This is a genomic window from Bradyrhizobium sp. UFLA05-109 (assembly GCF_054185165.1).
In genome coordinates, this window is the sequence record NZ_JBBIAR010000059.1 from 15,975 (window position 1) to 39,512 (window position 23,538).

23 protein-coding genes and 1 tRNA gene are annotated in these 23,538 nt (G+C 63.4%); 15 read left to right on the top strand and 9 right to left on the bottom strand.

The window, feature by feature from the left end; translation table 11 throughout:
- Positions 1-980: 980 nt before the first annotated feature.
- Positions 981-1,160 carry a hypothetical protein gene (locus Q3C01_RS33350; RefSeq protein ID WP_458149513.1) on the bottom strand — a complete coding sequence of 60 codons (180 nt, stop codon included), beginning with the start codon at positions 1,158-1,160 and terminating at the stop codon, positions 981-983.
- 252 nt (positions 1,161-1,412) lie between these two features.
- Positions 1,413-2,312 carry a LysR substrate-binding domain-containing protein gene (locus tag Q3C01_RS33355; protein ID WP_458149514.1) on the bottom strand — a complete coding sequence of 300 codons (900 nt, stop codon included), beginning with the start codon at positions 2,310-2,312 and terminating at the stop codon, positions 1,413-1,415.
- 270 nt (positions 2,313-2,582) lie between these two features.
- Between Q3C01_RS33355 and Q3C01_RS33360 the strand changes: the two genes are divergently transcribed.
- From Q3C01_RS33360 to Q3C01_RS33400, 9 genes are read left to right on the top strand one after another with little or no spacing between them, the layout of a single operon-like run.
- The gene (locus Q3C01_RS33360) at positions 2,583-3,617 is read left to right on the top strand and encodes an ABC transporter substrate-binding protein (RefSeq protein WP_458149515.1); all 1,035 of its coding nucleotides are present in this window, start codon (positions 2,583-2,585) and stop codon (positions 3,615-3,617) included.
- A gap of 5 nt (positions 3,618-3,622) precedes the next feature.
- Entirely contained in the window at positions 3,623-4,666 is a 1,044-nt protein-coding gene (locus tag Q3C01_RS33365) for an ABC transporter ATP-binding protein (protein ID WP_458149516.1), read from the top strand.
- Positions 4,663-5,556, top strand: a complete 894-nt coding sequence (locus Q3C01_RS33370) for an ABC transporter permease (protein WP_458149517.1) — start codon at positions 4,663-4,665, stop codon at positions 5,554-5,556. The genes Q3C01_RS33365 and Q3C01_RS33370 overlap by 4 nt, the downstream gene beginning before the upstream one ends.
- Positions 5,553-6,359 (top strand): ABC transporter permease, encoded by an 807-nt coding sequence (locus tag Q3C01_RS33375; RefSeq protein WP_458149518.1) that lies wholly within the window; start codon positions 5,553-5,555, stop codon positions 6,357-6,359. The genes Q3C01_RS33370 and Q3C01_RS33375 overlap by 4 nt, the downstream gene beginning before the upstream one ends.
- Before the next feature lie 8 nt (positions 6,360-6,367).
- Positions 6,368-7,504: an NAD(P)/FAD-dependent oxidoreductase gene (locus Q3C01_RS33380; protein ID WP_458149519.1), complete on the top strand. Its 1,137-nt coding sequence runs from the start codon at positions 6,368-6,370 to the stop codon at positions 7,502-7,504.
- Positions 7,505-7,535: 31 nt separating this feature from the next.
- Positions 7,536-7,832: a (2Fe-2S)-binding protein gene (locus Q3C01_RS33385; RefSeq protein WP_458149520.1), complete on the top strand. Its 297-nt coding sequence runs from the start codon at positions 7,536-7,538 to the stop codon at positions 7,830-7,832.
- The gene (locus tag Q3C01_RS33390; protein WP_458149521.1) at positions 7,829-9,244 is read left to right on the top strand and encodes an FAD/NAD(P)-dependent oxidoreductase; all 1,416 of its coding nucleotides are present in this window, start codon (positions 7,829-7,831) and stop codon (positions 9,242-9,244) included. The genes Q3C01_RS33385 and Q3C01_RS33390 overlap by 4 nt, the downstream gene beginning before the upstream one ends.
- A complete protein-coding gene (locus Q3C01_RS33395; protein ID WP_458149522.1) occupies positions 9,241-10,362 on the top strand; it encodes an NAD(P)/FAD-dependent oxidoreductase in 1,122 nt (373 codons plus the stop codon). Before Q3C01_RS33390 ends, Q3C01_RS33395 begins: the two co-directional genes overlap by 4 nt.
- 21 nt (positions 10,363-10,383) lie before the next feature.
- Entirely contained in the window at positions 10,384-10,731 is a 348-nt protein-coding gene (locus tag Q3C01_RS33400) for a RidA family protein (RefSeq protein ID WP_458149523.1), read from the top strand.
- Between the two features lie 8 nt (positions 10,732-10,739).
- Here the strand turns inward: Q3C01_RS33400 and Q3C01_RS33405 are convergent, their stop codons facing one another.
- From Q3C01_RS33405 to Q3C01_RS33415, 3 genes are all read right to left on the bottom strand, one after another.
- On the bottom strand, positions 10,740-11,771 hold the full coding sequence (locus Q3C01_RS33405; RefSeq protein WP_458149524.1) for an LLM class flavin-dependent oxidoreductase: 1,032 nt from the start codon (positions 11,769-11,771) through the stop codon (positions 10,740-10,742).
- Between the two features lie 130 nt (positions 11,772-11,901).
- Positions 11,902-12,147 carry a hypothetical protein gene (locus Q3C01_RS33410; protein WP_458149525.1) on the bottom strand — a complete coding sequence of 82 codons (246 nt, stop codon included), beginning with the start codon at positions 12,145-12,147 and terminating at the stop codon, positions 11,902-11,904.
- Positions 12,148-12,194: 47 nt separating this feature from the next.
- The gene (locus Q3C01_RS33415) at positions 12,195-14,258 is read right to left on the bottom strand and encodes an ATP-dependent helicase (protein WP_458149526.1); all 2,064 of its coding nucleotides are present in this window, start codon (positions 14,256-14,258) and stop codon (positions 12,195-12,197) included.
- A gap of 123 nt (positions 14,259-14,381) precedes the next feature.
- On the opposite strand from Q3C01_RS33415, the gene Q3C01_RS33420 reads away from it, so the two are divergent.
- Complete coding sequence (locus tag Q3C01_RS33420) at positions 14,382-15,032, top strand: TMEM175 family protein (RefSeq protein WP_458149527.1); 651 nt, start codon at positions 14,382-14,384, stop codon at positions 15,030-15,032.
- On the opposite strand, the gene Q3C01_RS33425 is transcribed toward Q3C01_RS33420, so the two are convergent.
- The 3 genes from Q3C01_RS33425 to Q3C01_RS33435 form a co-directional block, all read right to left on the bottom strand.
- Positions 14,980-15,366 (bottom strand): YciI family protein, encoded by a 387-nt coding sequence (locus Q3C01_RS33425; RefSeq protein WP_458149528.1) that lies wholly within the window; start codon positions 15,364-15,366, stop codon positions 14,980-14,982. The two genes, Q3C01_RS33420 and Q3C01_RS33425, sit on opposite strands and share 53 nt — an antisense overlap.
- A gap of 72 nt (positions 15,367-15,438) precedes the next feature.
- Complete coding sequence (locus tag Q3C01_RS33430) at positions 15,439-15,630, bottom strand: hypothetical protein (RefSeq protein ID WP_458149529.1); 192 nt, start codon at positions 15,628-15,630, stop codon at positions 15,439-15,441.
- Positions 15,620-16,333 (bottom strand): substrate-binding periplasmic protein, encoded by a 714-nt coding sequence (locus Q3C01_RS33435; RefSeq protein ID WP_458149530.1) that lies wholly within the window; start codon positions 16,331-16,333, stop codon positions 15,620-15,622. Before Q3C01_RS33435 ends, Q3C01_RS33430 begins: the two co-directional genes overlap by 11 nt.
- 337 nt (positions 16,334-16,670) lie before the next feature.
- Between Q3C01_RS33435 and Q3C01_RS33440 the strand changes: the two genes are divergently transcribed.
- A complete protein-coding gene (locus tag Q3C01_RS33440; RefSeq protein WP_458149531.1) occupies positions 16,671-19,067 on the top strand; it encodes an ATP-binding protein in 2,397 nt (798 codons plus the stop codon).
- Between the two features lie 358 nt (positions 19,068-19,425).
- A tRNA-Gly gene (locus Q3C01_RS33445) sits at positions 19,426-19,499 on the top strand.
- Between the two features lie 170 nt (positions 19,500-19,669).
- Here Q3C01_RS33445 and Q3C01_RS33450 read toward each other — a convergent pair.
- Positions 19,670-19,867 carry a hypothetical protein gene (locus Q3C01_RS33450; protein ID WP_458149532.1) on the bottom strand — a complete coding sequence of 66 codons (198 nt, stop codon included), beginning with the start codon at positions 19,865-19,867 and terminating at the stop codon, positions 19,670-19,672.
- A gap of 141 nt (positions 19,868-20,008) precedes the next feature.
- Here Q3C01_RS33450 and Q3C01_RS33455 point away from each other — a divergent pair, with 141 nt between their 5' ends.
- From Q3C01_RS33455 to Q3C01_RS33465, 3 genes are all read left to right on the top strand, one after another.
- Positions 20,009-20,830 (top strand): BtpA family protein, encoded by an 822-nt coding sequence (locus Q3C01_RS33455; protein ID WP_458149533.1) that lies wholly within the window; start codon positions 20,009-20,011, stop codon positions 20,828-20,830.
- Positions 20,831-20,922: 92 nt separating this feature from the next.
- Positions 20,923-22,056, top strand: coding sequence for a M42 family metallopeptidase (locus Q3C01_RS33460; RefSeq protein WP_458149534.1), 1,134 nt, complete (start codon positions 20,923-20,925; stop codon positions 22,054-22,056).
- Entirely contained in the window at positions 22,041-23,537 is a 1,497-nt protein-coding gene (locus Q3C01_RS33465) for an FGGY-family carbohydrate kinase (protein WP_458149535.1), read from the top strand. Before Q3C01_RS33460 ends, Q3C01_RS33465 begins: the two co-directional genes overlap by 16 nt.
- Position 23,538: the final 1 nt, after the last annotated feature.

The window sequence follows — 23,538 nt, forward strand, 5'->3', positions numbered from 1 at the left end:
TCGGGCCGAGTGCACAAGCCACCGAGGCATGCAAGTCGAGCCATTGCCTGCCGAAGGCTAAGGGCGGTGCTCCGAACCTGACCGCATCGAGATCGCGGACAACCCACTAGACCAACTGACGGACGATAGCGGCCACGGAGCGCACTCAAACACCTGCACTGTTTGCGATCGCGCAATCAAGTGCGCATCGCGTCGATCACGTGGGCAATGAAGACCGCCACGCTTAAGGCAACCACAAGAGCGAAGATCCAGGCGAGCAAAACATTCACCTCCTCGCGGGAGTGAATGCGCTCATTCCTGCACAGTCAAAAACCATCCTCGAGGAACTGTCGTTTCCGCGTTCGGTTGAGGATTGGAGGCAACAAATATGTCCGCTGTCGGCCTTATCGGCAGAATGCCAGAAAGAGGAGCATAGCGACTAGGCAGGCGGCGAGGGATAACAAATAAACGCCCACGACTAACCCCCGACTCATCATGTAGAGATTAGACGGCATTTTTGGCTTGCAAATGCCTTTTGCCAGTTTTTCCCAGGGAATGCGGCTACGGCTGGGAATGCCGCATCCGCCCCAGTCGCTTGTTCCTTCGGGCATTCAGTGGAGTGGTCGTAGAGAGAGAACGGCTCCAGCGCGCGAGGCTGGCTAAAGCGAACCGGAGCCGTCCACCTGCGCTCCGCCGAACACGCGAAATTCAGCTTATCGGAAATGGGCCGACGAAGGGAGAACCGCTCTCGGACTATTACGGATATCGACCTGTTGAGTGTCGACGGAGCACATAGCAAAGGGCCGCTGCGCTTTGGAGCGGCGGCCCTTTCGCCGGGTTTGCAATAGGAACTCCGAACCTGAAATTGTTCAGCCAGCCCCGGTAGCGCAGATCATTCGACCTATGCCCGCGTCCGTAAACGACAAAAGCGAATCTAGGTCGCGGTCCGTGGGTACCCATTTCGGGGTACCGGCGGTTAGCGGCGAACGGGATCGTGTCGTTCAATCCGTGAGGGGATGGAAAGCAGGATGTGCGAGGCTTTCGATGGCCGACTTTTCCTCGCTCAGGCGTTGTTCCAGAAATTGGCGCTCAAGATCTGACAGATTGGTTCTAAGCAGGCGTCGATATCGGCTGATGTTCTTATCGTGGGCACGCAGACGGGCGAGTCTCTCGTCTGTCATGGGGCCTCCCGTATGAATGAAAAATCTATATGAGGAGAAACTAAGATATTTCAATGCGTCCAATAGCTTTATGAGAGCAAGCTTCGCGCCTGATCGCTCGATTGTCAAATAAATCGAAAGCCGCCAGTTCGTGGCCAATTTCCCTCCGCGCGCGCGAAAAAGGCCCCAGCTTCTTTTTTGGGGAACTGGGCCAACACCCGACGAAGGCTGGCCTTGTGTCCGCGAGCTTCGGCCAGGCAAGCTCGCGCTCACTCACCCCTCCATCTCCCCCAACGCGTGCCGCAGCGCCTCGACCAGATCGAGCGCAACCGGCGAGGGGCTGCGCTGGGGGGGAAAAACGGCGGAGAATTCGAAGTCGATGCGCGGCAGGAAGCGGCGCACGATGACGCCGCGGGTCGCGAATTCCTTCGCTGTGATGGGATCGCAGATCGCAACCCCCAGCCCCGACGACACCATTCCGCACATGATCTCCGAGAGCGTCGTCTCGACGCGCAGCACGCGGCGGACGTCGTTGCGGTGGAAGACCTGGTCGACGAGATGTCGGCTCGCAGATCCTGCCGAGAGCGATATGAACGTCTCGCCCTCGAAATCGCGCGGCTCCAGCACTTCCTTTTCTGCCAGACGATGCCCGTCCGGCAGCACCGCGACGCGCGCCAGCGGTGGCAGGCGCAGCCTGGGCAGGCCGGAGTGCGCAATCGGAACCTCGGCAAAGCCGATGTCGCATTGATTGTTCAGCACCCAGTCGACCACGATCGGCGAGATCACGCCGAAGAAGGCGAGGTTGAGGTTGGGCCGCTCTTTCAGGAAATGCCCGGCGAGCCGTGGCAGGTAGCCGTTCGCGAGCGCCGGCAAGGCGGCGATCCGCAATGAGCCGGTGCGGCGGCCGCGGATTTCCTCGGCGGCGGCGGTGATACGTTCGAGACCGACGAAAGACCGTTCGACTTCGGTGTAAAGCGCCGTCGCGGCCGCGGTCGGCACCAGCCCGGTGCCGCGCCGCTCGAACAGCTCCATCTTCAAGAGCGCCTGGAAGTCGCGGAGCAACCGGCTGGCCGCCGGCTGCGTCACGACCATCAGCTTCGCGGCCTCGGTCACGCTGCCGGTCTGCATCATCGCGCGGAAGGCCTCCACCTGCCGCGAATTGATCCGCGCCATCCCGTACCCTATTCATAACATTTCGGCATGTAGATGGTGCCATTATTCATTGGACGATGGAAGTATTGTTCTGCGATCTTTTTCATCAGCGCTGGAGACAGCCCGCTTTTTCGGCAGATCGGGCCTAAAGCCTGCCGATCGCACCAAAACCCGCGAGCAGGGGCCGGAGCCCTGTTCGGATCGGGATTTTGCGCCGAAGGGAACGCGGGCGCGCTTCGGCCGTCTGATCGTCGACACGTCACCTCATCCCGGTATTGGAGATTGGTCCTTATGAAGACTCTCAGCCTTCTGACAGCGGTCAGCATCGCGGCGCTCGCCGCGGCCCCGTCGGTCGTCTCGGCACAGCAAAAGACGCTCTACGTCGCCGGTTATGGCGGCTCGTTCGAGAAGACGATCCGCGACGAGGTGATCCCGAATTTCGAGAAGGAGAACAGCGTCAAGGTCGAATACGTCGCCGGCAACTCCACCGATACGCTGGCAAAACTCCAGGCGCAGAAGGGCAATCAGCAGATCGACGTCGCCATTGTCGACGACGGCCCGATGTACCAGGCGATCCAACTCGGCTTCTGCGGCAAGCTCGACGGCCTGCCGGCCGATCTCTATGACGCCGCGCGCTTCAAGGACGATCGTGCCGTTGCGATCGGCCTCGTCGCGACCGGGCTAATGTACAACACAAAGGTCTTTGCGGAGAAAGGCTGGGCGCCGCCGACCTCGTGGAACGATCTGAAGGATCCGAAGTACCAGAAACAGCTCGTCATCCCGCCGATCAACAACACCTACGGCCTGGAGGCACTGGTGATGCTCGCCAAGATGAACGGCGGCGGCGAAGCCAATGTCGATGCGGGCTTCAAGATCTTCAAGAACGACATCAATCCGAACGTGCTCGCCTATGAACCGTCGCCGGGCAAGATGACCGAGTTGTTCCAGTCCGGCCAGGCCGTCATCGCGGTGTGGGGCACGGGGCGCGTGCAGAGCTTTGCCAACACCGGCTTCCCCGTCGACTTCGTTTACCCGAAGGAGGGTGCGGCGACCCTATTGACCACCGCCTGTCCGATCGCCAAGCCCAATGCGTCGCCACTCGCGGTGAGCTTCATCAAGAAGCTGCTCGATCCAAACATCCAGCTCATCATGCTCAAAGACTACGGCTACGGGCCGGTGCTGAAATCGCTCGTCGTGCCGCCGGAACTCGGAAAGATGGCGCCGATCGGTGAGCGCGCGGCGAAGCTCTATAATCCCGACTGGACCGTCATCAACGAGAAGCGCGAGGAATGGACCAAGCGATGGAACCGCGAGGTCGAGCGCTAACGTCGATGGCCTTCCTCGAGCTCGATCGCGTCGGCAAACAGTTCGGCTCGCAAACCGTAGTCGACGATTTCAGCCTTGCGGTGGAGAGGGGCGAGTTCATCTCGTTCCTCGGTCCCTCCGGTTGCGGCAAGACCACGACGCTCCAGATGATCGCGGGCTTCCTCGAGCCGTCGCGTGGCGCGATCCGGCTCGAGGGGCGCGATCTGACCAAGGTGCATCCGGCGAAGCGCGGCCTCGGCATCGTGTTCCAGAGCTACGCGCTGTTTCCGCACATGACCGCGGCCGAGAACGTCGCCTTCGGCCTGGAGATGCGCGGCGTACCCAGGGACAAGCGCATGGAGCGCGTCCGCGCGGCGCTGGCGATGGTCGGGCTTGCGGGTTTTGAGGAGCGCTATCCGCGGCGCATGTCGGGCGGCCAGCAGCAGCGCGTGGCGCTGGCGCGGGCGCTGGTGATCCAGCCCAGCGTGCTACTGCTTGACGAGCCCTTGTCGAACCTCGATGCCAAGCTGCGCGAGGAAATGCAGATCGAGCTTCGCCAGATCCAGCGCACCATCGGCACCACCACGATCCTCGTCACCCACGACCAGAACGAAGCGATGTCGCTGTCCGACCGCATCGTCGTGATGAGCCAGGGCAAGATCGAGCAGATCGGCACGCCGCAACAGACCTATGAGCAGCCGGCATCGGCCTTCGTGTCGCAGTTCCTCGGCAAGACCAACGATTTCGCCGCGATCGTCGATCGCACGGCCACGCCGGCGCGACTTGTCGCAGGCTCCTGGCAAGCGCCGGCCCCGGCGGGCGTGAGCGGTGCGGTAACGATCAGCCTTCGTCCCGAGCGGATCAGTTTTGCCGGCGAGGGGCTCGCGGCAAAGATCATCACGCGGATTTTCCAGGGCAATCACTGGCTATTCGAGTGCGACACCGAATGCGGGCCCGCGATCGTGATCCGGCAGAATGACGGTACGCCGCAACCGGGCGAAGGTGAGGCAGTCCGTCTTGCTTGGCGCGTGGAGGACATGAGCTTGCGGGCGGGCGGAGGCGCTGCATGACCGCCGCCACCGACACCTCGACGCAAGCTGCGTCCTCAGAGACACGCGCGCCCTGGGTACTGACGCTGCCCGCGCTGATGCTGTTCGTCGGCGTGCTGGTGATTCCGCTTGTCATGACCGTGATGCTCTCGTTTCACGACTGGGGCCAGTACAAGGGGATCGAGCCGGTCTTCATCCTGAAGAATTGGCAGGAGATCGCGAGCGATCCCTACTACGCCGAGATGTTCTGGCGCACCTTCCGTATCGCGCTCCTTGCGACGTTGATTACGGCTGTGCTCGGTGCGCCCGAGGCTTACATCCTCAACCGCATGAGCGGACGCTGGAAGGGCATCTTCCTGCTCCTGATCCTTGGGCCCCTTCTGATCTCGGTCGTGGCGCGCACGCTCGGCTGGGCGCTTTTGTTCGGTGGCAATAACGGCCTCGTCAACAAGCTGTTGATGTCGCTCGGCGTGATCCGCGCGCCCTTGCCCTTCATGTTCACCGAGACCGGCATGGTGGTCGCTCTTGCGCATGTGATGATGCCGTTCATGGTGCTGTCGGTCTGGGCCGCGCTCCAGCGCGTCGATCCGCAGATCGAGAACGCCGCGATGTCGCTGGGGGCCAGCGCCTTCACCATCATCCGCCGCATCATCCTGCCGCAGATCATGCCCGGCGTGCTGTCAGGCGCGATCATCGTATTCTCGCTGTCGGCGAGCGCGTTCGCAACGCCGGCGATCATCGGCGGTCGCAGGCTGAAGGTCGCGGCGACGCTCGCCTATGACGAGTTCCTCAACACGCTGAACTGGCCGCTTGGTGCGGCCGTCGCGGTGTTGCTGCTGCTCGCGCTGGTGCTGATCGTCGTCGGCAGCAACGCGCTGATCGAGCGCCGCTATGCCGAGGTGTTTCGATGAGGACGAACGGACCGCTCGCACTTCTTTTCCACACGCTTTTCGTCGTCTTCATGCTGGCGCCGATCGTGGTGGTCTGCCTCGTCGCCTTCACGCCCGAGGGCTTTCTTTCGCTGCCGACCAACGGCTTCTCGCTGCGCTGGTTCAGGACGATCGCGAGCTATCCGGAATTCGTGCACGCGTTTTGGGTCAGCCTCGGGCTCGGGATGGTGTCCTCCTTCGTCGCGCTGCTGTTCGCAGTGCCGGCGGCGCTCGCGATTGCGCGCTACAGATTTCCAGGCCGCGATGCGCTGGCAGCGCTATTCCTGTCGCCGCTGATGATCCCGCATGTCGTGCTTGGCATCGCCTTCCTGCGCTTCTTCACCTCGCTCGGGCTCGGCGGCACCTTTGCGGCGCTGCTGATCGCCCATGTCATCGTCGTGTTTCCCTTCGCGCTGCGCCTGACGCTGGCAGCGGCGACCGGTATGGACCGTTCGGTCGAGATGGCCGCGGTGTCGCTCGGCGCCGGCGGCTTCACGCTGTTTCGCCGCGTGACCCTGCCGCTGATCCTGCCCGGCGTCATCAGCGGCTGGGCGCTCGCCTTCATCCAGTCCTTCGACGATTTGACGATGACCGTATTCCTTGCAGCGCCAGGCACCGAAACGTTGCCGGTCAGGATGTTCCTTTATATCCAGGACAACATCGATCCGCTCGTGACATCCGTCTCAGCGAGCGTCATCGCAGTCACCATGACTGCCCTCATCCTGCTCGACCGCTTCTACGGGCTCGACCGCGTGCTCGCAGGCAAGAGCGATCCCGGGCGATAGGAGAACGCATGCACAGGGAATATGACGTCGCCGTCGTCGGCGGCGGATTGCTCGGCTCCGCCATTGCCTGGGGGCTCGGCCGGCTCGGCAAGAGCGTTGCCGTGCTCGACGAGGGAGACATCGCCAAGCGCGCCTCGCGCGCGAACTTTGCGCTGGTCTGGGTGCAGAGCAAGGGGCTCGGCATGCCCGCTTACACCGTGTGGACAGTGCGCGCGTCGCAGGCCTGGCCCGGACTCGCCGCCGAGTTGAAGGACCAGACCGGCCTCGACGTCTGCCTCCAGCAGAACGGCGGCTTTCACCTCACGCTCGGTGAATACGAGTACGAGCAGCGGACCCAATTCGTCGCGCGCATGCACAACCAGGTTGGCGCGGCCGATTACAGCATGGAGATGCTGCCGGCGTCAGAGGTGAAGAAGATGCTACCGCTGATCGGCCCGGAGGTGTCCGGCGGCAGCTTCTGTCCGTTCGACGGCCACGTCAATTCGCTGCGCACTTTTCGCGCGTTCCATACCGGCTTCAAAGCGTTCGGCATCGACTATTTCCCGGACCGGCCGGTCTCGGCGATCACAAGGAATGGCGGCGAATTCCGCCTGACGACGCAGCAAGGCGAGATCCGCGCCCACAAGATCGTGCTTGCCGCGGGCAATGCCAACCAGATGCTGGCGCCGATGGTCGGCCTCTTGGCGCCGATGGGCCCGACGCGCGGGCAGATCGTGGTAACTGAACGCACCATGCCATTCCTGCCGCATCCACTCACCACCATCCGCCAGACCGACGAGGGCACGGTGATGATTGGCGACAGCAAGGAGGACGAGCTCGACGATCGCGCGCTGAAGCATACGATCAGCGCGGTGATGGCGGATCGCGCGCAGCGGATGTTTCCGCATCTGGCGCGGCTCAATGTCGTCAGGAGCTGGGCCGGCATCCGCGTCATGCCGCAGGACGGCTTTCCGATCTATGACCAGTCGGAAACGCATCCCGGCGCGTTCGTCGTCTGCTGCCATTCCGGCGTGACGCTCGCCTCCAACCACGCCTTCGAGATCGCGCGCATGGTCGCAGGCGGCGCGCTCGAGCCGGAGCTGGTCGGCGCGTTCTCGGCGCGCCGCTTCGGTGGCGAGGGCGCAGCGAACAACAGCGGCTATTAGCGACTTCAGAGAAGGGGCCAAGAGGCATCCAATGTTCAGACGATCCGACCAGGACACGCGTCCATCGTTGCAGATCTTCGTCGACGGCGTTGCCGTCGAGGCGCGCGAGGGCGACACCGTGTCCGCTGCGCTGCTCGCCTCGGGGCGCGACGTGCGCCGCGCGACAGCGGTGAGCGGCGCGCCGCGGCTGCCCTATTGCATGATGGGCGTGTGCTTCGACTGCCTCGTCACCATTGATGGCGTCGGCAATCGCCAGGGCTGCCTGGTGCCGGTCGCCGCGGGCATGCAGATCGAAATCCAGAAAGGCAAAAGGGAGATCGGCCGATGAACGCGGCTCCTTTGCGCGGCGCCTACGACGTCGTCGTCATCGGGGCAGGGCCGGCTGGCCTTGCCGCAACGGCGACCGCATCGGCGGCAGGTCTCTCCACGTTGCTGATCGACGAGAACCCGGGGCCCGGCGGCCAGGTCTGGCGCGCGATTGCGTCGACCCCGGTCACGGCGCGCGATCAGCTCGGTGCCGATTATTGGGCGGGCGCCGAGCTCGTCGGCGAGGTGCGGTCTAGCAAGGCCGAGATAATCCATCGCGCGACTGTCTGGAGTCTCGATCGTCATCTCGAGATCGGGATTTCGGCCGGCGGCGCGTCTGCCTTCGTCAAGGCGCGGCGCGTGATCCTTGCGACCGGTGCTCTGGAGCGGCCGTTTCCAATTCCGGGCTGGACGCTGCCGGGCGTGATGACCGCAGGCGCCGCGCAGACCATGCTGAAATCGTCGGCGCTGGTGCCCGATAGCCGCACGGTGATCGCGGGGCAGGGGCCGCTGCTGTGGCTGCTCGCGGCGCAGATCCTGCGCCTTGGTGGTCGCATCGATCGCATTCTCGATACGACCGGGCGCAAGAACTATCTTGCCGCGCTGCCTCACGCCTTTGCCTTCATGACGTCGCCTTATTTTACGAAGGGCCTTGCGATGATGCGCGAGGTGAAGGCGAAGGAAGTCGTCACCGGCGTGACAGAGCTGGCCGCGTCCGGTGAGGGGCGGCTTGCCAGCGTGAGCTATGTCGCAGGCAGCCGTCGCGAGACGATCCCTGCAGACCTTCTTCTCTTGCATCAGGGTGTCGTGCCCAACGTCAATCTCGCAATGGCGGCGGGCGTCGAGCATCGCTGGGATGACGTTCAGCTCTGTTGGTCGCCGGTGCTCGATGGCAATGGCGGCACCTCGGTCGAGGGCATCGCGATCGCCGGCGACGGCGCCGGCATCGGCGGCGCGAACGCCGCGGTGGTTCGCGGCCGCATCGCTGCGCGCGCTGCCGCCGAGGCGCTTGCGCCTGCAGCCGCCGCGAAGCTCTCACCGATGGCAGCGCTGCGTGCCGATCTCGCCAGAGCCGAGCGCGGTCGCGCCTTCCTCGACACGCTGTTTCGTCCCGCGCGGCAATTCCGCATTCCCGGAGGCGACACCATCGTCTGCCGCTGCGAGGAGGTGACAGCCAAGGACATCGTCGACGCAGTCGCGATCGGCGCGACGGGACCGAACCAGCTCAAGGCCTATCGCCGCACCGGCATGGGCCCGTGCCAGGGGCGTCTGTGCGGCCTCACCGTCACCGAGCTGATGGCGGAGGCTCGCGGCAAGACCCCACAGGAGATCGGCTACTACCGGCTGCGCGCGCCAGTGAAGCCGATCACACTCGCCGAGCTCGCGGCGATGCCGAAGACGGAAGACGACGTCAAGGCGGTGGTGCGCGGATGACCAAGCTTGCGGATGCCATCATCGTGGGTGGCGGCATCCACGGATGCTCGACGGCACTGCACCTGACGCTCGCCGGCATGAAGCCGGTGCTGATTGAGAAGGACTATGCCGGCCGCCACGCTTCCGGCGTCAATGCCGGCGGCGTGCGCCAGCTTGCGCGCCACGTCGCCGAGATCCCGCTGTCCATCCGCTCGATGGGGATCTGGGAGCAGATAAACGAGCTGCTCGACGACGATTGCAGCTTCGAGAGTCATGGCCAGGTTCTGGTCGCCGAGAACGAGACCGAGCTTGCGGCATGCCGCGCGCGCGTTGCCGAGCTGAACGCGCTCGGCTTCACCCATGAGGAGCTGATCGACGGCGCCGAATTGCGGCGGCTGGTGCCTGCCGTGGCCGAGACCTGTCCTGGCGGTGTGGTGTCGCGCCGCGACGGCGCGGCCAATCCCGCCCAGACCACGACGGCGTTCCGGCGCAAGGCTGAGCAGCTCGGCGCCACCGTGCGCGAGGGCGTGGCCGCAGGCAATGTCCGCCGCGAGGATGGGCTCTGGCGCGTTGATGTCGGCACTGAGACCTATGCCGCTCCGGTGCTGGTCAACGCTGCCGGCGCCTGGGCGGGGCGCATCGCTGCCACGCTTGGCGAGCCGGTGCCGGTCGACACCGTGGCGCCGATGCTGATGATCACCTCCCGAGTCCCACACTTCATCGATCCCGTGGTGATCCTGCGTGGCCGCAAACTGTCCTTCAAGCAGTTCAAGAACGGTACCGTGTTGATCGGTGGCGGACATCTGGCGACGCCGGACCAGGACCGCAACGAGACGGTGCTGGACTGGAAAAGCCTCGCCGTCAGCGCCCGCACCGTGTTCGAGCTGTTTCCGGTGATGCGCGATGCCACCATCATGCGCGCCTGGGCTGGCATCGAGGCGAAGACAAAGGACGATCTGCCCGTGCTGGGTCCGAGCGCCCGCCATGCCGGGCTCTTCCATCAGTTCGGCTTCTCGCTGCACGGCTTCCAGCTCGGCCCTGGCGCAGGCGCCGTCATGGCGGAGCTGATTGTCAATGGCGGCACCCAGACCCGGATCGGCGATCTCGCCATCGACCGCTTTGGCCCATCCAACTCCTAAGCAACACAAGAAGAGGACTTCATGAGCATCACGCGCAACATCCGCACGCCGATCATGCACCGCGTCGTTGAGGCCAATGGCTTCGTGTTCGTCGGCGGCACGATCGCCGACGACACCAGCGTGTCGATGGGCGAGCAGACCCGCAACATCCTCGGCAAGATCGCAGGCTATCTGAAGGAGGCAGGCAGCGATGCTTCCCGCATCGTCAGCGCCTCGATTTTCGTGACGGATTTGTCGAAGAAGAAGGAGATGGACGCTGTCTGGACCGAATTCTTCGGCGACAATCTGCCGGCGCGTGCCACGGTCGGCGTCGCCGATCTCGGTGGTAGCGCGCTGATCGAGGTTGTCGTCACTGCACTCAAGGGCTGAGAGAAGCCTTAGCCCATCATCTCCCTGACCATCGGGATCACCTTGCCGCCATAGAGCCCGATGCTGCGCATCAGCCTCTCATGGGGCAGGGGGCCTGCGGAATATTTGAGCTGGAAGCGCGAGATGCCGAGCGCCTGCGCGGTCGCGGCGATCTTGCGCGCGACCGTCTCGGCCGAGCCGACATAGAGCGAGCCGTGGTCGGCCTCGTGCGCGAACTCGTCGCGGCCCATCGGCGGCCAGCCGCGCTCCTTGCCGATGCGGTCGCGCATGGTCTTGTAGTCGGCCCAGAGCTCCTCGCGCGCCTGCGCGTCGGTCTCCGCGACATAGCCGGGCGAATGCACGCCGATCGGCTTCACCGCGCGGCCGAATTCCTTGTAGGCACGGTGATAGAGCTCGACATAGGGCGCAAAGCGCTTGGGATCGCCGCCGATGATCGCGAGCATCAAGGGCAGATCGTAATGCGCGGCGCGCACCACCGATTCCGGGCTGCCGCCGACGCCGATCCAGGTCTTGAGCTGGCCGTGCTCGACCGGCGGATAGACGAGCTGGTTCTTCAGCGGCGGACGTAGCTTGCCTTCCCAGGTCACCGGCTTTTGGGACAGAAGTGCAGCGAACAGGTCGAGCTTCTCCTCGAACAACTCCTCGTAACGGCGCAGGTCGAAGCCGAACAGCGGGAAGGATTCCGTGAATGAGCCGCGCCCGAGGATCACCTCGGCGCGGCCGTTCGAAAGCGCGTCCAGCGTCGCAAAGCGCTGGAACACGCGAATGGGGTCGTCGGAGCTCAGCACCGTCACGGCGGAGCCGAGGTGGATACGCTTGGTGCGGGCCGCGATCGCAGCGAGCACGACCTCCGGCGAGGAGATCGCGAAATCGGCGCGGTGATGCTCGCCGAGCCCGATGAAGTCGATGCCGAGCTCGTCCGCCAGCACGGCCTCCTCGACCACGTTGCGGATCACTTGCGCATGCGGCAACGCCGTGCCGTTTGCGTCCTTGGTGACGTCGCCAAAGGTATCCAGTCCGAATTCGAGCGGTGCGGTCATTGATCAGGTCTCTGGGGAAAGCAGCTCGACATCTAGTCGTCGGCTTCCCCGTCACAATACCGCTTCAGGAAATGCATGGTTTCCGTTTCGCGACCCGGCGATACCTGTCGATTCGCCGCCGTCGCTCGCATCAAGGCACGAATTTTTCCGCCATCGCCTCGGGTGCGCGCGCCTGGAGAACGCGGCGCTTCAACTGCTTCAGCTCCTTGATTTCGGCGACAATGGCCTCGACGGCCCGCTTCTGCTGCTGGCGCAGGGTGCGCTGGTCCTTGACGGGAAGGGGCCTCTTGCCCTTCGACGTCTGGATCACCTCGCGTGCGAGCTTCCGCAGCGCGTCAAGCTCCGCCTTGATCGCGTTCTTTCCTGCTGTCGTCATCTCCATGCTCCCTTGGAATTCCTGAGGCTTCGTGCGCGCGGCCAGCGCTAGCGCCACATGCCCCGCATCCTGGCTCCGATATCGATCTTCGGCCCCTGCGCCGCGGTCCGCGCCGTGCCGGCTTGCGCCTTCGGCCAGGTCGTCCGCTCGAACAACGGCACGAGCGCTTCCGGAATGAAGCGTGTGCGCGAGGCGTAGACGTGGCGATCGCCTGAGGCGGCCTGACCATGGGTGAAGAAACGCTGCGGCACGATCAAATGCAAGTCATCCTTGGCGCGGGTCATCGCAACGTAGAGCAGGCGGCGCTCCTCCTCGAGCTCAGCGCTCGTGCCGGCGCCGAGATCGGACGGCATGCAGCCGTCGACCACGTTGAGCAGGAACACCGACTTCCACTCCTGGCCTTTGGCGGAGTGGATGGTGGAGAGGATCAGATAGTCCTCGTCAAGCAGGGGAACGCCGGCCTGGTCGGACGTCGCATTCGGCGGATCGAGCGTGAGCTCGGTGAGGAATTTTTCGCGCGAGACATAGCCGCTTGCGATCTGCTCGAGTTGCATGAGATCGGCGCGGCGCGTCTCGGCATCTTCATGGATGCGATCGAGATGCGGCTCGTACCAGAGGCGCGCGCGCTCGAGGTCCGCTGGCCATTCCGAATAGCTGAGATTCTCGACCGTGCGAATGAAAGCGGTCCAGTCGTCGCCGGTGCGCGGCGGCGCGGGAAGCTTGCAGAGCGCGGCAAGCGGCGAGGGGCTCTCCGCCATGTGGTCGAGCACGCGCTGCGCGGTTGCAGGTCCGACCCCTGGCAACAGATGCAGGATGCGAAAGCCCGCGACGCGGTCGCGCGGATTCTCGATGAAGCGCAGCAGTGCCAGCATGTCCTTGACATGCGCAGCGTCGAGGAATTTCAGCCCGCCGAACTTGACGAAGGGGATGTTGCGGCGGGTCAATTCGATTTCGAGCGGGCCGGAGTGCGAGGAGGTGCGGAACAGCACCGCCTGGTGCTTGAGCAGCGAGCCCTGCTCGCGATTGGCCAGGACCTGCTCGACGGTGTAGCGTGCCTGCTCGGCCTCGTCGCGCACGGCGACGAGTTGCGGCTTGTGCGAGGAGGTGCGGTCGGTCCAGAGATTCTTGGTGAAGCGCTCGCGTGCAAGGCCGATCACGCCATTGGCGGCCGCCAGCACTGATTGCGTCGAGCGGTAGTTGCGGTCCAGCGTGATGATCTCAGCGCGCGGCGAGAAGCTTTGCGGGAACTCGAGGATGTTGCGCACGGTGGCGGCGCGGAACGAATAGATCGACTGCGCATCATCCCCGACAACCGTGAGGCCGCGGCCTTCCGGCTTGAGCGCCAGCAGGATGGTGGATTGCAACCGATTGGTGTCCTGATATTCGTCGACCAGCACGTGATCGAAGCGGCCGCCGATCTCCTCGGCGATCAGTGCGTCGCTCGTCATTTGTGCCCAGTAGAGCAGCAGATCATCGTAATCGAGCACATGCTGCGCCTGCTTGGCCTCGACATAGGTCGCAAACAGCCGCTTCAGCTCGGAAGCCCAGCCCGCGCACCAGGGATAATGCTGGCCGAGCACTTTCTCGATCTCCATCTCGGCGTTGACGCAGCGGGAATAGATCGACAGACAGGTGCCCTTGGCAGGAAAGCGGCTTTCAGTTCGCGAAAATCCGCAGTCGTGCCGCACGAGGTTCATGAGATCCGCGGAGTCCTCGCGGTCGTGGATGGTGAAGGCGGGATCGACGCCGATCCGCTCGGCATATTCGCGCAGGAGCCGGGCGCCGATGCCATGGAAGGTGCCGGCCCAAGTGAGCGCGTCGCGCATGATCGCCGCATTGTTCTCACCCAGCACTTTTCTGGCGATACGCTCCACGCGGGCGGCCATCTCGGCGGCCGCGCGGCGCGAAAACGTCATCAGCAGGATCCGGCGCGGGTCGGCGCCGGCGACGATCAGATGAGCGACCCGGTGGGCAAGCGTGTTGGTCTTGCCGGAGCCGGCTCCGGCAATGACGAGGAGAGGACCGCCGACGGTGCTGCCATCAGCCACGCCATGCTCGACGGCGCGTCGCTGCTCGGCATTCAGCGTGTCCAGATATGTCCTAGCCGCCACGAATCGCCCCGGTGAAAACCGCAGATTCCGCGATCCGGTCGCGATCCGCAATGCGGCTGGACGGGACGCGATTTAGGATTTAGGGGAGAAGCTCGACGTTGGTTCCAGCCTCGTGCGCCCCAGATGACCGACCAAGATACCGACCAGTTCGAGATGCGCCGGCTGGAGTCGCTCAGCAACACCATTTTCGGTGTCGCCATGACTTTGCTCGCCTATAGCCTGCCCAAGGCCGACGAGCTCAAGACGGCGCCGACCTGGAGCGATCTCGACCATCTCTATTCCGGGCGCGTGGCAGGCCTGATCCTGACCTTCGTCGTCGCCGGCGTGTTCTGGATCAGTCATCATCGTCGCCTTGCGCGCCAGCCCGAGGCCGGCCGAGGCGTGGTGCTGCTCAATCTCGTCTTCCTGCTCTCGATCATCCTGCTGCCGGTCACCAACGGACTCTATGGTAGTTACCGGCTGAGCAGTGCCGTCGCGGTGCTCTATGGCCTGCATCTGACCGCGATTGCGAGCATCAATGCCTGGCTATGGTGGTGCGCGTCCCGCGCCGGCCGTCTTCACGAGATCCTCCCTGCGATCTTTCCAGTGCTCGTGTTCTTGCCGGGCACGCTGGTGGCAGCGGTTACGCCGGAATATGCGCAATTCGTCTGGTTTCTTGCCTTTGGCGCGTTGTTGATACTGTCGGTTCGTCAAGGGGACGCCGGTCGGAAGCCCCTGAGAGTCATCCGTCCGCCGCGGTCGCGCCAAACCCATCGGCTGGCAGGAAAAGCTTGATCGGGCGGATTTCGTAGACCGCGCTCGGATTGACCTTTCGCAGTTCCCGCGCGGCGGCGACCGCGCCGGCCTCGGCCGAAAACTCCATGATGTAGAAGCCGAGAAGCTGTTCCTTGGTTTCGGCAAAGGGCCCGTCCAGCACCACGCCCGCGCCCGGGCCGCGCAGCGTGCGCGCCTTCCCGGTCTCGTCGAGCCGCGCCGCCGGCCCGAAATGTCCCTTGGCTTTCAAGGGCTCTTGAACCTCGCGAAGCCCTGTCATGACGGCGGCGTCCTCGTCTTTCGTCCAGGACATGACCTCGCTTTCCACGTGATAGGCCAGGATGGCGTAGAGCATCGTCACCTCGCTTGTTTGGCACAGTTGCCGGCTCAAGGACGTATGACGGCTGATGAATCCGACAAGCGCGGATCAGGAAATATTGCGCGACCGCGCCAGCGACGAAACCGTCCCGAAACCCGATTGTCCGACTTCGTTTGAACGTTGGTTCCAGCGATCGCGACTGATGGCCGCAATGAATACGAGATTCGTCGGCATGCTGATCGGTGCTGCCGCGCAGGCGCGGCGTCGCGCGCTCTGATCGGCGCAGGCGTCAGGATTCACTCAGGACCTGCTTGACGAGCTGCTCGCGCAATCTGGCGAGTTCGCCGCTTGCGGTCATCTCCTCGATCACCTTTCCAACCTTTGGCACGAGGTCGCGGTGGCGTTCGTGCAGATAGTGGTAGATGTCGATACGCTCGAGCGGCGGCGAAAGCGGATGGACCCGTGCCTGCAGGTTGAGCTTGCGCACCGCGACGAGCCCGCTGAACAGGTCGGTGACGATCACGTCGAAGCGGTCGGCGTCCAGCATCTGGATCAGGCTCTCCAGGTTCGTGGTCGCGGTGACGCGGCCAAATCCATGCGTGCCGTTCTCCGAGGAGCCGACGCCGCGCACGATCCCAATGCTGTAGTCCTTGATCGAGTCCCAGCCTGCGACATCAAAACGAAGCCTCGTCGCGAAGACCGCGGGCTCGATATAGTTGATTGCGGGTGTGACCCGGACCAGCGTCGGGTACTCCTTGGACAGCGTGCCGATGCGCTGGATCTCGCCGTCGAGCTCGCCTGCACTCGAGAGCGCGAGCGCGCGCTTGCCAGGCACATCCTCGAATTCGAGCTTGATGTTCAGCCGCGCATAGACCACGCGCAACATCTCGCCGCCGACATACTGGTCGGGGATGTTGGCGATCCGCGCCAGCCGGATGACCGACTGGGCCTGTGAGGAGTGGGCGAACAGCAGCAGTGCGCCGATAAGACATATCCGCCACATGAGGCGTCTCCCGCTCGTCCTTGCTACCACCGGATTCATGAATCGGTGCGATCTACCGCGGATGGTAATTGGTCCTGCGAATCACAGCGACTATGCGCAACCCGCGATGCGGGGCTACTCCGCACTTTCACCGATGACATTTTAGCACGCATGGTGCTAGTTTGCGCAGGCTTCCTGCGGCTGGGCGCAAAAATTGCCCCCACAGACGAATAATCGTCCAGGATCTAGCAAGGAGGCTGCGCGAGCAGGTCGGCTCTTCCAGAGGGGTCGAACTGTCGAATCGCGGCAGGCCGGAACGGGCCGACGCAGGATTGTCGCCATCTCGGGGGAGTGGTGCATGGGCAACACAGGTGAGCACGATCCCAATCGCGGCCGCGCCATCGCGCCGGCGGCCGCGAAAGAGGATCTGCCACGAATCGGGATCCCGATCGGTTCCCCGCTGCCGCGCGTCTTCTCCTGGTTTCGCAGCGGCATCGGCCTGCGCCTGCTTGCCGCCGTGCTGCTGTTCTCGTCGATCGTGACGCTGACCCTGACCGCACTTCAGCTCTATCTCGACTACGATCGCGAGATGAGCATCATCGAGACGCGGCTCAATGAGATCGGCCGCAGCTATCTCGGCAGCCTCGGCGAGAGCCTCTGGAGCCTCGACAGGAACCAGATCGAGCTCCAGGTCAACGGCATCATGCGACTGCCTGACATTCAGGCGGTCGAGGTCCGCGAATTTGCTGATCGTCCGAAACCGCTTCGCGTGGCGGTCGGCGAAAGCGGCGGCCGCGCGGTGGTGGTCCGCGAATATCCCATCGACTACGTCATCCAAGGCGAGAAGCACAGGCTCGGCACGCTGCACGTCGAGGCGACGCTGACCGACGTCTACAGGCAGTTGCTGAACCGAGCCTTGATCATCCTGGCGAGCCAGGCGGCGAAGACGTTTCTCGTCTCGCTCTTTATCATCTACATGTTTCATCTGCTGGTGACCCGGCACCTCGTCGCCATTGCCGAGTTCGTCAGCAAATTCACCCTGGCGCGGCCACAGCCGCCGTTGCACCTGGAGCGCGGGCCATCGCACGAGGTGGACGAACTCGACAAGGTGATCGACGCATTCAACGCCATGTGCGCAAGTCTGCAGCGTGCGTATGGCGATCTGCGGCTCGCCAACGTCAATCTCGAACGCGATCTTCAGGTCCGGCGGCGTGCCGAGGGTGATGCGCGCCGCAGCGAGCAGCGCTTCCGCGACTATGCGGAAACCGCCTCCGACTGGTTCTGGGAAACCGGGCCGGATCACGTGTTCACCTATATCTCGGATCGCGCGGGCTCCTTCGGGATGCATCGCGATCTCGTGATCGGCAGGCGGCGTCCCGACGGCGCTATCGATCTGGAGACCGAGCCGCAGAAATGGCGCGACCACATGGCGGCGCTGGAGCGCCATGAGCCGTTCCGCAAGTTCGAGTATAGGGGCCGCGATGCCGCCGGACGCATTAGGCATTTCAGCGTCAACGGCCGGCCGGTATTCGACGCCGATGGCCGCTTCCTAGGCTATCGCGGCTCGACCACCGACCTCACCGACCAGCACGAGACCGAGGAGCGGCTACGGCAATCGCAGAAGATGGATGCGATCGGCCAGCTCACCGGCGGCGTCGCGCATGATTTCAACAACGTGCTCACGGTCATCACCGGGACGATCGAGATCCTCCAGGAAGGCCTTGCGGACAAGCCGCAGCTTGCAGCGATCGCGCAGCTCATCGACGACGCGGCGACGCGCGGCGCCGAGATCACTTCTCAGCTCCTGACCTTTGCCCGGCGCCAGCCGCTCGATCCGCGCGAGATCGACGTCAACGGTCTCGTGGTCGAGACCGCGCGGCTGCTCAAGCCGATCCTCGGCGAGCACATCGAGATCGACGCCGAGCTCGCCAACGATGCGTGGTTTGCGATGGCCGATCCGTCACAGCTCTCCTCGGCCATCGTCAATCTCGCCGTCAACGCGCGCGACGCCATGCCAGGCGGCGGCAAGCTCACGCTTCGGACCGCCAATCGCGTGCTCGACGGGGCGGGCGAGTCCGGCGATCGCGAGATGGAGCCGGGCGAGTTCGTGATGATCGCGGTGGCTGATACCGGTCATGGCATCCCCGCCGACATCCGCGACCGCGTGTTCGAGCCGTTCTTCACCACCAAGGGGGTCGGCCGTGGCACCGGGCTCGGGCTCAGCATGGTCTACGGCTTCGCCAAGCAGACTGGCGGCACGGTCGCGATCGACAGCGAGGAAGGTCGGGGCACGGTGGTGAAGCTGTTTCTGCCGCGTTCGATCGGCCAGACGGCGAGCCAGGCCGGGCCCGTGGCCGCGCCGAGCCTTGCACGCGGGCATGAGACGATCCTGGTGGTCGAGGACGATCCGCTGGTGCAAGGCTATGTGATCGCCCAGCTCGGCAGTCTCGGCTATCGGACACTGGTTGCCAGCGATGGCGCGTCTGCCCTCGCGCTGGTGGGGCAGGGTATCAAATTCGATCTCCTGTTCACCGACATCATCATGCCTGGCGGCATGAACGGTCGGGAATTGGCGGAGGCGATTCGCGAGCGCCGTCCCGATGTGAGGGTGCTCTACACGTCAGGTTATACCGACGACGCCATCGTTCATGAGGGCCACCTCGATCCCGGTATCGCGCTGCTGAGAAAACCATATCGGAAGTTGGAGCTGTCGCAGAAGATCCGCGAAGTGCTGACCGGCGGCCTGCCGTATTGATCCAGCGGGTAGCGCAGAAGACGAGCATGTGTGCGAAAAAGAGAAGGCGCGGCGGGGAAACCCCGTCGCGCCCGATCTGTTGTCTCGCTGGTCCAGGGCTGAGAGCGCCCCGTTGCCAAGCTTCACGTCAAAGCCTAGCGGGCGATCCCAGCGAGGTGACAGCGCTTGAGATAAGACACTGGATCACCTCCTTTCGTTGGTTTCGGGGGAGTTAATATAGGTCGGGACCGCGCCGAAGTTAAGGGGCGCAGCGCCCCGACACCGCGGCGCGCGACGGAGCAGGGCCTGTTCGCAACGCCAAAAGGTCGGCTCTGGACGGTTGAGGCGCCCGGCGGGCCGTGTTAGGGGATGCCTCTATGCGGGTGTAGCTCAATGGTAGAGCAGCAGCCTTCCAAGCTGAATACGAGGGTTCGATTCCCTTCACCCGCTCCAATGATTTCAACGGCTTAGCGCGTCAAGACCCTTTTCATTCTCACACGTCGCGCATTTTCATTCTGACAAAAGTTCACTTTTCCTCGCTTGCCTGGCTTGCCGTGCGCGACGCTCGGCGATGTCAGGTCAGTTAGATTCGGACATCCCGCCTTGTCAGCCTCGTCGTTCGATCACGGCAGAATGGGTGCGTGGTAGGTGAAAGTCATCATCATGACTGCAGCCACGATCATGATGATCGGGAAGTGCACGAAGAACTGCACAGAGGTGTATCCGATCAAGTCCTTCGACTTCAATCCGAGCACGCCAAGCAGGGGCAGCATCCAGAACGGATTGAGCGCGCAAGCCGCAAGCTGGTCCGCGCTCGGCAAGCGCTGAGAGCCCGACGCATATGGTAGGATGGTCGTGGTCGACGTCCAGCTACCGCAAATTAGGGTGAGGGGCCCATCTCTCGCCATGTTGTGCCGCAGCGAAATGCTTTAGCCGAATAAAGATCGAAAGAGGACACGCTCATGCAGTGGCTCAAGGAAACCTTTCATGTCGACAAGCCCATCATCGCCATGTGCCACTTGCAGGCACTGCCGGGCGATCCCGGCTACGATATGGTCGGCGGCATGAGCAAAGTGGTCGAAATGGCCCTTGCAGATCTCGACCATCTCCAGAATGGCGGTGTCGATGCCGTAATGTTTTCCAACGAATTCAGCCTGCCTTACCTGACCAAGGTACGTTCCGAAACCACCGCGGCAATGGCACGCGTCGTCGGCGAGCTCATGCGCTTCATCAAGGTGCCGTTTGGCGTCAACGTCTTGTGGGATCCGATAGCATCGATCGATCTTGCGGCCGCCACCGGAGCAAGCTTCATTCGCGAGATCATGAGCGGGGTGTACGCCAGCGATTTCGGGCTCTGGAATACCAATGTTGGTGAAACGGCGCGCCACAAGGCAAGGCTCGCCCCGAAGCTCAGGCTTTTATTCAACATCGTGCCCGAAGCCGCCGCCTATCTGGGCGATCGCTCGGTTGCGGATATCGCTCGCTCGACCGCGTTCAACAACCGGCCTGACGCCATATGCGTATCCGGCCTCACCGCCGGCGCCGAAACAGACACCCAGGTCCTTTCCACGGTCAAAGCGGCCGTACCGGGCACAGCTGTGCTTTGCAACACGGGTTGTAGGATCGACAATATCGAGCGCCAGCTCGCCGTTTCGGACGGGGCAGTCGTCGGATCTACTTTCAAGGTCGACGGCATCTTCGAGAATCCGGTCGATCCGGCGCGTGTTAAGGCCTTCATGGACAAGGTCAAAGCGATACGCTCTGCCTCGCGCGCGGTCGCTTAGGACATGCTCGCGCGATCCGGCAGCCCGCGGTGCCGGCTCGATCCAGATCTGATGAACAGGAAAGGTCCGGTACCGGACCAGATCGGACCAAAGTGACGATTGATCAACGCAGCCTTGCACGCATCGAGGCATGGACCAAAGAGCTCTGCCTGATACCTGGTCTTTCCGGTTACGAGGATCCGGTGAGCGACTACATCCGGGCCACCTTTGCCGACCGCCGGGTCGAGAGTCACAGCGATGCGCTCGGGAATCTGACCCTTACGGTGAAGGGGGCGGATCCCGCAGCTCCATCGGTGATGGTCTTCGCCCATAGCGATCAGCTTGGCCTCTTGGTACGGCGCATTGAAGCGAACGGCTTCGTTCGGGTGGAACGGCTTGGGGGCGTGCCCGAACGTGTGCTGCCGGGCCTGCGCATGGTGATCATGAACAAGCACGGCAAGCAGATCCCTTGCGTCGTCGGCATCAAAGCACACCATGCCACCCCGCAAGACGAGAAGGGCCAGGTGCTCGGCTATGACAAGTTGTTCCTCGATCTCGGCGCCAGATCAGCGGAAGAGGTGCGAGTTCTCGGCGTCGAAATCGGTGCACCCGTCACCTACTGCCCCTCTTTCGAACGGCTGGCCGGCACGCGTGTGTCCGGAACGGCGATCGACGACCGCGCCGGCTGCGCCGCGCTGATGGACCTCGTGCAGAGACTTTTGGATGAACCCGTTCCCGCCACGCTGCATGCGGTCTTTTCGGTCCAAGAGGAGTTCAACCTGCGCGGCGCCATGCTTGCGGCCGAGCGTCTCAGGCCAGATGCCGCGATTTCGATCGATATCATGGTCGCCTCCGATACGCCTGATCTTAAGGAGCGCGGCGAACTGCAGCTTGGCGGCGGCCCGGCGCTTGGCCTCTATAGCTTCCACGGGCGCGGCACGCTCAATGGTACGCTTGCGCATCCTGCGCTCCTCAATCATCTCGTGGAGACCGCAGGCCGTGTGGGAATGCCGATCCAGCGCAGCGCTCACACCGGCTGCCTGACGGATTCCTCATACGTTCAGCTCGTGGGTGAAGGTATTCCTTCCATCGATATCGGCTATCCGACACGCTACACGCATGCGCCGATCGAAACCTGCGACCTTGCCGATCTTGAACAGATAGCGGCACTGCTTGCCCTTGCCCTGCACGATATGAAGGCAGGCTTCTCCTTCAAACGGAGGAGATATTCATGCGCCACCTCCTAGGCATCGATATTGGCAGTTATTCCAGCAAAGGCGTCCTGCTCGATGAGCTCGGTACTATTCGGGCAACTGCGCAGCGCAAGCACGACATGCGCGTGCCAGGGCCAGGACTCGCAGAACATGACGCCCTACAGGATTGGTGGGAGGGCTTTCGCGCGCTGAGCCAGCGTCTGATCCAGGACAGTGGGATCAACCCGGCCGCAGTCACTGCGGTCGGGTGCAGCGGGATTGGCCCCTGTGCACTGCCTGTGACGCAAGCCGGCGAGCCCCTACGCCCAGCCATCCTGTATGGCGTCGATACGCGCGCCGAAGCCGAAATCGAAGAGCTCAACGCGGAACTCGGCGCACCGGCCGTGCTGGCCCGAACCGGCAATCCGCTGACGACACAATCTGTCGGCCCGAAGGTACGGTGGCTTGCCAAGCACGAGCCTGACACTTTCCGCAAAACCGCGCGGATCGTCGGCTGTCCTACCTTTATCGTTCACAGATTGACGGGACGGTGGGTCGTCGATCACTACGGCGCGTCCTGTTACACGCCATTCTATGACCTTGCCGCCAACGCTTGGCATGACGAGACGATCGAACGGATTTGCCCGGTCGACTGGCTACCTGAAATAGCCTGGACAACGGAGATTGTCGGCCATGTGAGCACTGAGGCCGCAGCAGCAACCGGGCTTGCCGCAGGCACGGCTGTGATCGCTGGCACCATCGATGCGGCGAGCGAAGCGATCAGCGTCGGCGTGCAAAAGCCGGGTGACTTGATGATCATGTATGGCACTACGGCCTTCTTCATCCAGGTCAATGCCGATCTCGTCGTCGACTCCCGTTTCTGGGCTGCGCCGTTTCTGTTCGAGAACACCTGGAGTGTCATGGGCGGGCTTGCGACTGGAGGCGGTCTCACCCAATGGTTTCGCAAGGAAATGACCGGACTTTCCGACGAGGAGTCATCCTTCCAGACGCTGATGGAAGAGGCGCTCAAAAGTCCGCCGGGCGCAAACGGCATTCTGATGCTGCCCTATTTCAGTGGTGAGCGAACGCCAATCAACGATCCGCAAGCCAAGGGACTGATCTTCGGCCTGACGCTCGCGCACCGGCGCGGCGATGTCTATCGTGCGCTGATCGAGGGAATCGGACACGCAACGCGGCACAATCTCGACAGCTTTGCCGAAATCCAGCCGGCTCGAAGCATCTACGCGGCCGGAGGCGGCGTGCAGAATCCTCTCTGGACACAATGCGTCAGCGACATTGCAAGCGTGCATCAGAATGTGCGCCGACACACGATAGGTGCTGCGCTCGGATCTGCCTTTCTCGCAGGAATAGGTTGCGGGATCTTCGTGCCGGAGGACATCGACCGCATTAACCCGATCGTGTCTCAAATCGTGCCGAATGAGGCCAACCGCAATCGCTACGCGGTCGATCACGCTGCGTTCAAAGCGCTTTACATCAACAACAGAGGTACGATGCGACGGTCCACGGCAAGCTAGT